Annotated in this window: 10 protein-coding genes and 1 pseudogene; all 11 read right to left on the bottom strand. The window is 69.4% G+C overall.

Translation table 11 applies throughout. The features are described 5' to 3' along the window. Nucleotides 1-92: 92 nt before the first annotated feature. Nucleotides 93-539: pseudogene (tssK, locus tag XcuCFBP2542_RS17990) on the bottom strand (type VI secretion system baseplate subunit TssK); the annotation flags it as partial. Nucleotides 540-550: 11 nt separating this feature from the next. Next, nucleotides 551-703, bottom strand: coding sequence for a hypothetical protein (locus XcuCFBP2542_RS19650; protein WP_158251466.1), 153 nt, complete (start codon nt 701-703; stop codon nt 551-553). 54 nt (nt 704-757) lie between these two features. Continuing rightward, a complete protein-coding gene (gene tagH / locus XcuCFBP2542_RS17985; protein WP_104605517.1) occupies nt 758-2080 on the bottom strand; it encodes a type VI secretion system-associated FHA domain protein TagH in 1323 nt (440 codons plus the stop codon). A gap of 259 nt (nt 2081-2339) precedes the next feature. Further along, nucleotides 2340-2888 (bottom strand): DUF6931 family protein, encoded by a 549-nt coding sequence (locus tag XcuCFBP2542_RS17980; RefSeq protein ID WP_104605515.1) that lies wholly within the window; start codon nt 2886-2888, stop codon nt 2340-2342. Beyond that, nucleotides 2885-4849 carry a type VI secretion system tip protein TssI/VgrG gene (tssI, locus tag XcuCFBP2542_RS17975; RefSeq protein WP_104605513.1) on the bottom strand — a complete coding sequence of 655 codons (1965 nt, stop codon included), beginning with the start codon at nt 4847-4849 and terminating at the stop codon, nt 2885-2887. Before tssI ends, XcuCFBP2542_RS17980 begins: the two co-directional genes overlap by 4 nt. 139 nt (nt 4850-4988) lie before the next feature. After that, a complete protein-coding gene (locus XcuCFBP2542_RS17970) occupies nt 4989-6320 on the bottom strand; it encodes a tetratricopeptide repeat protein (RefSeq protein WP_104605519.1) in 1332 nt (443 codons plus the stop codon). A gap of 140 nt (nt 6321-6460) precedes the next feature. After that, complete coding sequence (locus XcuCFBP2542_RS17965) at nt 6461-6748, bottom strand: PAAR domain-containing protein (RefSeq protein ID WP_104605511.1); 288 nt, start codon at nt 6746-6748, stop codon at nt 6461-6463. Between the two features lie 70 nt (nt 6749-6818). Next, a complete protein-coding gene (locus XcuCFBP2542_RS17960; protein WP_104605509.1) occupies nt 6819-9341 on the bottom strand; it encodes a serine/threonine-protein kinase in 2523 nt (840 codons plus the stop codon). After that, nucleotides 9320-9859, bottom strand: coding sequence for an ECF-type sigma factor EcfK (ecfK, locus tag XcuCFBP2542_RS17955; RefSeq protein WP_104605507.1), 540 nt, complete (start codon nt 9857-9859; stop codon nt 9320-9322). The genes XcuCFBP2542_RS17960 and ecfK overlap by 22 nt, the downstream gene beginning before the upstream one ends. 228 nt (nt 9860-10087) lie before the next feature. Beyond that, nucleotides 10088-10627, bottom strand: coding sequence for a hypothetical protein (locus XcuCFBP2542_RS17950; protein ID WP_146090360.1), 540 nt, complete (start codon nt 10625-10627; stop codon nt 10088-10090). 179 nt (nt 10628-10806) lie between these two features. Beyond that, on the bottom strand, nt 10807-11739 hold the full coding sequence (locus XcuCFBP2542_RS17945) for a sensor histidine kinase (RefSeq protein WP_104605503.1): 933 nt from the start codon (nt 11737-11739) through the stop codon (nt 10807-10809). Nucleotides 11740-11892: the final 153 nt, after the last annotated feature.

Genomic DNA, 11892 nt, shown 5'->3' with positions numbered 1-11892 from the left:
CGGCTGCCCAAGGTGGCCGAGGCGTGGGTATGGCTGGCTCAAGCGCGATTGCTGCTGGCGCGGCTGACTGGTTAATTATGTAAACACCCTCTCAGGCCGCCCACTTCCATCAGCACGGCCTCGGCGGTGCTACCGGACGCATCGCCGCTTTCGGTTTCGCGCACGCGGTAGCGGAACAACTGATCGGCCGGCGATTCCGGGCGCCCCAGCTCCGGCTGCGCCGGCACCTTCAGCGGCAGGGTGAGATAGACGATCTGGTCGCGGCAGTTAGGCTCCACCTCCATGGCCACCGGCAACGGATCGTCGCCCGGCATCGCGAACGGCGTGCCATCGGCAAACACCCCGCGTGCCCGGCGCAGCCCCAGTTTGCCCACTGCCAGCAGATCGGTTTCCCATTCCAGTTCGCTTACGCCCCAGGCATGCGGCCGCAGCCGCGCCGCACGCAGATCGACATAGCGCTCCAGGTAGCGTTCCTGCTGCTGCAGATGCTGCGGGCGCAGAAACAAGCCCTCGCTCCACACGACCTTGTTGTTGCGCATGATCCACTCGCTCAGGAAACGTCGCGCGCCACCGCACCGCGTGCATGCGCGCTCGTCATGTTGTTGGTCGGCTGCACGCCGCTGGCGATCGCGATGGCTGCACTGGCCAGGCCCCGATGGATCGCGTCGATGATGCGATTGTGCGGCGCATCGGCCAGATGCACCCGTCAAAATGTCTCAGGCACTACGGGCCGGATGCGCAGCGCGGCACTGCCGGCTTAGCGCGGCGCCGGCTGGCGCCGTGCCGACTTCAGGCGTGCCAGCTGGGCCTCGTAGGCGCGGGCGAACTCGTCGCCGAACAACCTGCGGAAACAGTCGTCCGGGTCGCCGCGCAGCTGGTCGAAGTGGTCGCGATAGCGCTCCCAGTAACGCCCCTTGCCGCCAAACCCCAGGCGCTTGCCGCCGGCGTCGGCCTCCTGCTCCAGGCGGTCCGGGCTGAAGTGGAACAGCATCGCGTCGAAGGCCGCACGCATGCCGGCCAGCATCGCCATCTGGTGGCAGCGGATATCGTCGAAGGCGTCTTCGAAGGCCGGCACCCCGGACAGGAACGCGGGGCTGGGCGGGGCCAGCAGTTTCTGCAGGGCGTCCTCGGCGGTGGCGGCGAACTTGAGCGGGTTGTTCTCCGAACGCTGGATCACCGTGACCGGCAGGCGGAAGGTGTTCTTGATCTCCGCGCGTGCACGCAGCACGTCCATCACTCCATCCACCACGATGGCGAAGAGGCGATCCAGCTCCGGCGGCACCTGCAACGTGGGGGCGGCCGTGCTGCCCGGTGGCGGCGCCGCGAACGCCGGTGCGGGTGTGGCGTGCGAAGCCTGCGATGCCGTGGGCGTGACCAGTGCGAAGTCGCCCAGCGTCATGTCCCAGTTCTCCGGCAAGGTGGCGCGCACCTGCCCGCTGGCCGGCGGGCGGAAATGGTCGTGGCCGGCGCTGCTGTGATTCCACGCCACCGGCGCCACGTTGGGCGCCGGGGCCGCGACGGGGTCGAGCAGGCGCAAGGGATCCAGTTCGCGCGGCGTGGCACCGGACAGCATCCCCTCCAGGGAATCGTCGATGGCAGGATGCTTGGCCACCGGCGCGCCGAAGTCCAGCAGATCGAACGGACTGGCCGCTGCGGCAGCACGCACCGGCGCTGGCGGCGGCGCGACCTGGGTGCGGTCGTCCATCGCCTCCAGCAAGGGGTCCAAGGCCGGCCGTGTGCCCGCCGGGGTGGACGATGCTTGCATTTGTACCTGCACCTGGATCTCGAAGCTGTCCAGCTGCAGGCGGTCGCCATCGCTCAGCGCGCAGGGGTCGGCGCGTGTCAACGGCGTCCCGTTGAGCGACATGCCGTTGGTGCTGCGGTCTTCGATGAAGTACATGCCGTTGAGGAAACGCACCACCGCGTGCAGGCGCGAGATGCCCGGCGCTGCCAGTACCCAATCGCTTTCGTCGGAGCGGCCGATGCTGCCGCCGCTGCCGGCAAACCGCTTCTGCGCGTTGGCGCCGAACTGCGCGGCAGGCGCGCCGCTGACGGTGAGGATCAACTGCGAACTGGACACGACACGGGCTCCTGCAAACAAGGATGGACGCCATGTGCAGGCGTCAGGCCATCGACGGCGGCGCGCCGATGGAACGGGTCAGCGGCGGCCCACCGCGCCGCCGCATGGCGACGCCCGAGGCGCGAGAACTGATGCACAAGGGCTTGATGCACCCGTGCTGTGATGGATGGCCACGCGCCGCGCATCGCGCCGACCAGCCACCCCGCAGCGCGCCCCAGCGCGCGCCGCGTGCACAACGCCGGACCTGGCGGCAGCGCGCTCATGGCGCCTGCACATTGGCCAGCAGCTCCAGCGCATGCATGGCATAGCCGCTGCGGCGCGTCGCCAACTCGGCGGGTTGGCGCGCCGCGAGCAAGGTGATGGCGGCGGCCACCGCGCGTGCGGTCAGGTACTCGGCCGGCGGCACCGCAGTGGCCTGCTGCGGCGGTGCCAGGCTGCCGCCGGACCAGGCCACCGCCGCCGCCAGCCAGGCGCCCAGCGAGACATACTCGCCGGCATGCGCGAACGCCTGCGCCGCGCGGCGATGCGCCTCGCTGGGGTCGCGCACCCATTTTTCCGCAAGCGCCGCGCCGGCGCGGTCTTCGTCCTCCAGTGCTTCGCCGCGCACGCACTGGCACAGCCAGGCCACCGCATAGCGCTTGGGCAGCAGGCGCGAAAGCAGCTTGATCGCATCCTCGTCGTGGCCATCGGCCAGCAACGCGCGCACCGCCGCTTGCGGCGCGAGCGGCGCTGCCAGCCGCGCGCGCGCCGGCGCCGACAGCTGCATCTGCGCACATGCCTGCGCCAATGAAAGCATGGGCGCGCTCATCCGATCATGATGAGGCCGCCACCGACCTGCACCAGGGCATCGGCCTTGATGCTGACCAGCGGCCCCTTGAGCGTGGCCGACGCGCCGGCTTCGGCGCTGAGCATGCCGCCGGAAGACAACTTCAGCGTGCCATCGCCGGCCACTTCGGTGGCAGGGGATTTGGCCTGCAGCTGCGCATTGGCGATCAGCTTGATGGCAGTGGCGGTGGTCTTGGCCTCCGAGCTCGCATCGATCAGGATCTTGACGCCGCTGAGCACGATCTCGCCGTTGCGCTTCATCACCAGCCGTGCGCTGCCGGTCACCAGCTCGATCTCTTCGCCGGCCTGCAGCAGCAGTTTCTTGCCGACATCCACGCTGTCATTGTTGTCGATGCGCGCTTTGCGATCGTGCTTGACCGTGATTAGCTGATCGTTGTCCACGGTGGCGGTGTGATCGTGCTGCACGTCCTGGCGCAGGTCGCGCTGTGCACGCAGGTAGACTTCTTCGGCGCCGGCCTTGTCGTCGAACCGCAGCTCGTTGAAGTCGGCCGCACCACCGAGCAGGCTGCGGCTGCGCACGCCGCTCTGGGTCTTGTTGTCGGGCAGGGCGAACGGTGGCGTATGATCGGCGTTGTAGACGCTGCCCACGATCAGCGGGCGGTCCGGGTTGCCGTCCAGAAAGCTCACCACCACCTCCTGCCCCACCCGCGGCAGGCTCATCGCGCCCCAGCCCTTGCCGGCCCACATCGACGCCACGCGCACCCAGCACGAAGGCGCGCCATGCGGGCGCGCCGCGCTAGCCCAGTGAAACGTCACCCGCACGCGGCCCTGCGCGTCCACCGCGATGTCCTCGTCGGTCTCGCCGGTCACCACTGCCGTCTGCAGGCCGGCGATGCTGGGCGTGGGCGTGCGTTGCAGGCTACGGAACGGCAGGCGGCTCTCCATCACCTGCACGGTGCTGGAAAACGGCGCCTCGCCGTCCTGTCCGGACGCCGCCAACGTGGTCTGCGCCGACAGCACCAGATACTCCTGATTGAACGCGCTGCGCGGATGGCCGTGCAAGCCGAACAGGGCACCCACCATCAGGCCACAAGCATTGGTGGTGGCCTGATGGCTGGCGCGCTGCACGTTGTGCGCCTCGCCGCGCACCTGCGCGTAGCGGCTGCCATCGCCCTGCACCGCATGCGTGCCCGGATAGTCGAAGGCGACCAGCCCGTCCACGCCGTGCAGGTCGGCTCCACCGGCCTGGGCATCGGCGGCGAGCGACGCACGCGGTTGCTGCGGGTCGTAGTCGGTCACGCCGTGCTGAGTGGTGTGCAGCGCACGTGCACCGCGCCAGTGGCTGACCACCGCGCCCAGCAGTTGCCGGTCCTCCATGCCCGGCGGCACGTAGGCCAGCCGGTCGACACCATTGCGCACCGCGTGCGCGCCCAGCGCATCGCACAGAACCAGGGTGTGCGCCGTGCGGCCGTGCGTGAAGTAGTAGTAGATGCCTTCCTGCTCCAGCAGGCGGCTGATGAAGCTGAAATCGTCCTCGCGGTACTGCACGCAGTAGCTACGCTTGGCGTACTGCGCGCTCAGTTGCTGCTGCACATCGCTGTAGCCGATCTCGCCCAGCACGCTGGCGACGATCTCCGGCACGCTCTGGTCCTGGTAGATGCGGCAGTCGCGGCGCTGGGTGAGTAGCCACGGCCGCGGCACCAACTGCAGCTCCAGCACGGTGTAGGCGATTGCATCGACCACGCTGACGCCGGCCTGCGCACAGCTGGCCACCATCCCGTGATACCAGCGTTGCGCGCCGGTGTCGTCGGCCAGCTCCACCGCCACCGGAGTGCCCAGTAGCGCGCGCAGGTCCGGTTGCGGTTGCGTGCACAAGGCCTCGATGCGGTAGTCGAACAGCTGCCCCAATGCCTCGTGCGCCTGCAGGCGCGACAGCCGCAGGCGCGCGCCAAGGTCCGAGTGCAGCGTGATGGTGCGTGGCATCGAAGCATCCACAGGTGAGTGAGCGGCGCGCGCGGTGGCCGGCATGCAGCGTGCGCTTGCACCGATGCCTGTCCGCCGGCCGGGTCGGCCGCCGGCAGCATGCTCACATGCCTGCCGTCGGCAAAGCCGACATTTCGTCTCAACCCACCGCCGGCGCCCGCGCGGTCACCACCCACCCGTGCACGGGCTGGCCGCGCTCGCTGCGCAATACCGCAGGGTCGATCGCAACCGGCTGCAGCCCGGCGCCGTACAGGGCCGCCAGCACATGCGCCTGGCTGTGCCGATAACGGCCGCTGGCATCGAGTTCGACCAGGTCATGCGGCGACTCCGATGCCTCCACCGTGAACCCCAGCACGCCACCCGCGCGCAACGCACCGGCAGCGGCGGCCAGCACCGTGTGCAAGGCGCCGAAATACACCAGCGTGTCCGCCGATGCCAGCACGTCCCAACACGCGGGCGCAGCCTGGAGATAGGCGGTGAGTTCGGCCACCTCCAGCACGTCGTAGCCACCGCGCTGGCGCGCCTTGTCCACCATCGCAGGCGACAGATCCACGCCAACCAACCGCTGCGCGTAGGGCCGCAGCAGCGGTGCGCACAGCCCGGTGCCGCAGCCGGCGTCCAGGATGGCCAATGCGGCGACAGGTGCAGGCAGGCAGGCGGCCAACGCCTCCATCAAGCGCTGCGGCGCACGGTAGTCCAGGTTGTGCAGCAACTGTTCGTCGAAACTGTCGGCAAAGCCATCGAACAGGGCACGCACGTAGGTGTCGCCCGCACGCGGTGGCGCAGCCGCTCCGCCGCAGGCCGCCAGCATATGCACGGCCACCGCGTTGCCCGGGTCGCATGCCAGCCATGCGCGGTACACCGCCTGGGCCTGGGCATGCTCGCCAAGCAGGTACAGCCCGGTGCCCAGCGCTTCGCGTGCGGGCAGATGCTCCGGCGCCAGCGTGCAGGCCTGCTGCAGACACGCCACCGATTGCTGCAGGTGCTCGGTTGCCTGCGCGTTGTTGCGCAGGAACAACCCGAGCAGATAATGCGCCTGCGCCGAGGCCGGGTAGGTGTGCAGCAGCGCCGCATAGGTGACGAAGGCCTGTTCCGGCTGTCGCTGCGCCTCCAGCACGGCAGCCAGGTTGGCCAGCGCATCGGCATGCGCAGGTGCCAGCGCCAGCGCGCGGCGATAGCACTGCTCGGCATCGGGCAACCGCCCGCACTCGCGGTGCACGTTACCCAGGTTGTTGCAGGCATCGGGTTGGTGCGGGGCCAGCGTCAGCGCCTGGGTGATCGCTGTCACCGCTGCGGCACTGTCGCCGCGCTGGTGCAACAGCACGCCCTGGAAATGCAGCGCGTCGGCATCGGCGGGATGTGCGTCCAGCACCTGTGCGTACAACTGCGCGGCGTGTGCGAGCTGGCCGCCGCGATGCGCGGCGATGGCCTGCTGCAAGGTGTCCGGAGGCGGGCTGACGGCGGTGTGCATCGGGGCTGTCCTGGGCATGGTCATGAAGGTGGTGCGCCCTTGCAGGGCGGCGCTGGGCGAGGCAGCGCATGCGGGGTACCGACCGGTGACGCGCACATTGCGCGATGCCGTGCCGCGCATCGCGTCATGACCGCGACGCTTCAACCGATCAGTACGGTGAAACACCCCAGGGTGATGACCCCGCCATGCGCGGTGCTGTCGCCCAGGCGCGCGGCCGGTTGCCCGGCGATCAGCACGGTGGGCGCGCCGGCCACGATGCTGTCCGGCGGACCGACGCAGAGCGCGGTATCGCCAAGGCGCGCGGCGGGCAGGCCACCGATCAACACCGCTGGTGCCCCTGGCCCGAGAATCGGGCCGCCGACATGCGGCACCACGCCGGTCACCATCGGGCAGACATGCAGGTCGGTCAGGCGTGCGGCAGGTTGCATGGCACTGCAGGAAGTCGATCGGTGGCAGGCACTGTGCCGGGTTCGGCTGCCGGCCACCCGACAATCCGTCTCAGCGTGGCGCGGCCACGCGCTCGCTGGCGGTACCGGGCGGGACGGGCTCGGCCGACGCGGACAGTGCCAGCACCGGCCGCGCGGCCGGCAGCGACGCGGCGCCAGCGCCGTGCATGCCGGCCAGGATCTGCGCGGCCTGCAAGGCATGTGCGCGGGCATCGGCGCTGCGGCCAAGCGCCTGTTCGGCGTCGGCCATGCCGCGCAGGATCTCGGCCGTCTGCGGATGCGCACGGCCCAGCACGCGCAGCGAAGACGCCAGCGCCACACGCTGCTCGGCCAGCGCCTCTGCCACCCTACCAACCGCGTGCAGCCAGTCGGCATGATGGCTGCGATAGGTGATGGTGGCCGGGGCGTCCTCGCCGAAGGCCACGCGCGCACGCTGCAGCGCGGCACGGTAATGCGGCCCGGCTTGCGCCAGCTTGCCCTGCTGGCGCAATGCCCCGGCCAGGTTGGCTTGCGCCATCAAGGTGTCGGCGGCCGTGTCGCCATACAGCGTGTCGGTGATCTGCAGCAGCGCGGTGAGTTCGGTCTCGGCGCCGGCAAAGTCGTGCTGCATCAACAGCCACTGCGCCAGAGTGTTGCGCATCGACAATGCCAGTGGATGCGCCGCCCCGTGCAAGGCCATGCGCTCGCGCAACAGGCTGCGCTGCAGGGCGATCGCTGGCGGCAACTGCCCGCTTTCGGCCAGCATGCCGGCATACACGGTCCCGGCATCGATGCGCTGATCGGCGGTGCTGGCCGGATTGGCCAGGCCGGCGACATACGCCTGCCGGCTCTGCGTCATGGCCTCGCCCATGCGTCCTTGCTCGCGCAGCACCCATGCCAGCCGCGCACGCAGTTCGTTGCCCAGCGCCTGTTGCAGGGCATCGCCGCGTGCGGCCTGGGCAATGCCCTGGCGCAGCACCCGCTCGGCCTGGTCGGGTTGGCCAGCGCCGGCCAACGCCTGGCCAAGCATGGCACTGGCCCTCAACGCAGGCAGGCTGTCGGCCCCGTCGCTCTGCCGTGCCAGCACCTGCGCGGTACGCAGGTGTGCCACTGCCTGCGCATAGTCGGCCAGCGCGATCAGGCTGCGGCCCAGGGTGAGTTCGATCTGCGTCCGCGCCTGCGGCTGGTCGGCCAGCTCGCCTGCGGCACGCCAGGATGCCTGCTGCAGCACGCGCCGCATCAGCGTCTTGTCCAGTGCCTGCGCCACCGCCGGGTCCACGCTGGACAGCACCGAACCCATGAACTCCCCGGTGACCTGCGCGCGTTGCGCATCCCGCGCGGCCTGTTGCAGCGACCACACCGTGGCGCCCAGACCAACCATCGAGGCGATCGCCACCAGCGCGCCGGCCAGCACGCCATTGCGGTGACGTTGGGTGAACTTGCGCAACCGCAACCAGCCGCCGGCCTGCAAGGCGCGTGGCGGGTGGCCATCGCGCCAGCGATGCAGATCGTCCATCAGCGCCGAGACCGACGCATAGCGCGCCACCGGCTGCGGCGCCATTGCGCGCAGCACGATGGCATCCAGCCCATCGCGCAGCTGCCGTTGCAGACGCGTGGCGGAGGTGGCGCGCGCGGCGACGATGCGTGCGCGCGCATCGGCCGGTACCGCCGCCACCCGTTGCGATGGCGGCTGCGGCAGGCCGTCGCTGCCGGCCACCGGCGCCAGCCCGCAACTCAACTCATGGAGCATCGCGCCCAGCGCATAGATGTCGCTGCGCGCATCCACGTCCTGCGCGCCGCGTGCCTGTTCCGGGCTCATGTAGCCGGGGGTGCCGCGCGCCTGCGCGGTGGTCGCGCCCGGGTTGGCGGCATCGATGGCGATGCCGAAATCGATCACCCCCGGCATCGGGCGGCCATCGATCTCGCTCACCAGCACATTGCTGGGCTTGAGATCGCGGTGGATCACGCCTTTCTGATGCGCATGCTGCACCGCTTCGCCCACCCGCAGCATCAGCAGCACGCGCGCCTGCAACGACAACCGATGCGCATCGCACCACCAGGTGATCGGCTCGCCGCGCAGGTATTGCATCACCAGGTACGGCCGCCCCTGGTCATCGCTGCCCACGTCGTGGATCTGCGCGATGGCCGGGTGCACCATCTGCGCCAGCAGCCGGCATTCGAATTCGAACAAGGCCCGGCCCTGCGCATCCAGCGCATCGGCGGCCACCAGCTTGATCGCCACCTCGCGCTCGTAGGCGCCATCGGCGCGGTGCCCCAGGTACACCTGGCCCATGCCGCCGGCACCGAGCAGGCGGTCGATCGCCCATGCGCCAAAGCGCGTGCCCACCGGCAGCTCCGGCAGCGGTGCCTGCAACGCCGCGGCGGCCTGTCTCAGCGGTGCGCGCAGGCGCAAGGTGGCATGCGCTTCCACCGCCAGCATTGCCAGCAACTGGTCTCGTAACACCCCATCGGGGCCGGCCTGGGTCCGCGCGAAGGCCTCGCGCTCATCGGCCGGCAACCGGCAGGCCTGGTGGAACAATGTCTCCAGCCGCTGCCAGGCGGTGGCAGGCACGCTCACAACTGCGCCGCCAGCCATACCCGTGCAAAGCGCAGGTCGCGTTCCAACGTGGGCACCGACACCTCCAGTTGCTCGGCCGCCTCGGCCACGCTGAACCCTACCAGCTCGGTGAGTGCAAACGCCCTGGCCTTGCGCTCGTCCACCTGCGCCAGTTTGTCGAACGCATCGGCTACCAGCATCAGCGCCTCCGGCCGCGGTGCGCCATCGGACAGGCTGATGGTCAGCGTCACCGCCTGCCCAAGCCGTTTTGCACTGGCCTGCTGGCGCGCCAGGTCAACCAGCAGGTGGCGCATCTGCAAGGCCGCCACCGCATAGAAATGGCGGCGCGACCGAAACGCCTGCTGGCCCTGTTCCAACCGCATCCACGCCTCGTGCACCAACTCGGTCGCCTGCAGACCGGTGCGCCCGTCGCGTCGCAACTCGCGCAACGCCGTGGTGCGCAGCACTTCGTAGACCTGGCGCGCCAGGGCGTCGCCCGCGCCGGGCTCGGCGCGCTGCCAGGCCTGCAACAACTCGGTGATCTGCAGCTCGGCCATCGGCCCCATCCCGCCTGCGTGAAGGGGCAGTATCCCGCATTGGCGAGCAGGCCGGACAGGCGAAAGATGACCGGTTGATGCGCCGGGCGTGCCCGGCCCTTCTCGGCGACAACGCGCCGATGGCGTGTGCCGCAGCCGCGTGGGGGGCGATGGCGGCCTGCAACGCCGGTTGCTACGCCGGCGCCGGCATCGGGCAGGCGGTACTGGCGAGCTTCACCCAGGATGCACTCACGTCTCGAACCTGGAACCGTACAACCCCTCGTAGCTCGTGACACAGCCGGTAACGAACAACGACGCCTGGCCTTTTTGCGACGACGTGGCGGTCAGCACGGTGACTTTGCTGCCACCCGCGTTGCAACCGTTGTGCCCGGTGCGCAGATTGCCCACCTCGCCCCAGCACACGAAGCGCTTGAACTCGCTCTTGAGCACTTTCTTGGCGAGCTGCGCATGCTCGTCCAGTGCAACGGACAATAGCACCCAGGGGATGACGTGGCAGACCGGAGGCTTGCGGAGTTGCCCATGGGGCGTGGATGCGGCGCCGATTTCCTGGAACTGGCCATTCAACTTGATCGTCCCGTCGCCGCCCTCGCCACAGGCGACCTCGAAGCCGCCCTTGCCGTCGGGTTTTCTGGCTGCATAGACCAGATTCCAGGTGGTGCGGTACGGACTGGGCCGCCCTGGAACGCTGCCAACCCAATCGAAATCGTCGGCATCGGCATCGACCACGGCGTCGGCCATGCTGTTGATGTCGGGATCGGTCAGCAGCAATTCCGATTCGCTGGCACCGTTGCTGTATCGGGCCGGTCGCGGCGCACTGCGCTTGGTAAAGACGGCTGACATGGTCCACTCCGCTGAAGATGACATCACCGGCGCGTGCGTCACTGCAGGCCGGGCGACGGCGCATCGTGCGATTACGCCAGGATGCCAACCCGTCAGAACGTCTCAGATCACCGCGAATCGGCAGGCGTCAGCGGGATCCGCAGCGTCACCCGCGTCCCCTGGCCAGGTGCGCTTTCGACGGCGAGCACTGCACCGATCTTTGCGGCCCGCAGCCGCATGCCGCTCATTCCGCGCCCGGCACGCGATGCCTGTGCCGGATCGAAACCGCAGCCGTCGTCGCCGACCCGGATGACCACCTCGCGGTGATCGGCCAGCACCGCCAGGCACAGCTCGGTGGGATGCGCATGGTGGAGAGCGTTGTTGATCGATTCCTGCACGATGCGCAGGATTGCCAAGGCTCCTGCCGGACCCAGCGCCTCCACTGCGGGAATTGGCTGCACCTCCCAGCGCAGCACGATGCCCAATGCCGCCAGGCGTGGCTGCAGACGGAAGCGCAGGTTGCCCAGCAACGGCAGCACGTCGCCTTGAGCCACATCCAGGGAGTCGATAATCAGCCGCAGGTCCTGCAGCGATTCGTCGATGACCCGTGCCAGTTCGCTGCGCGCCACCTCCGGACGCAACGCAAGCCGCTTGGCGGTGATGAGCTGTGCGCCCATGCCGTCGTGCATGTCCTGCAGGATGCGCACGCGCTCCAGGCCGATCGCATCGCGCTGCAGGCGCACGGCTTCTTCCCGGTCCACCACGAAACGCTCGCCGAAGAACAGCAGCAGCATCACGCTGCACGGGATGGAACCGGCCGAACTGTAGCGGAAGCTGTCCCACGGCAGCCACTCCCACGGCAGCACCACCGACTGCAGGACCGTCGCGGCCCAGACGATCCCCGAGATCCCGAGCAACAGCTGACCCAGCGACCGCAGACGCCAGGCGTGTTGCAGGATCCACGCGCAGATCATCACCAACGCCCCTACCAGCGGCACCAGCGCGATCCAGCCGCGATCGTCGATCTGGCGCAGCACCGCCAACACGCCCACCACCAGCATCGTGCCGCCCCACAGCGCATCGAGCAGGCGGACGGCGCTGCCGCGCTGGACCCCGGTGAGGTAGGGATTGTCTGATCAACGCAGCCAGGAGACGGAAAAAGCCGTCCTGGGTCGCGTAAAACTCGTTCAGACCCTCGATTTTCGCCGTTTTCA

The organism is Xanthomonas cucurbitae, assembly GCF_002939885.1.
GTDB lineage: Bacteria > Pseudomonadota > Gammaproteobacteria > Xanthomonadales > Xanthomonadaceae > Xanthomonas > Xanthomonas cucurbitae.
Note: the sequence above shows the minus strand (reverse complement) of the source record. Positions and strands in the feature narration are given on the sequence as shown.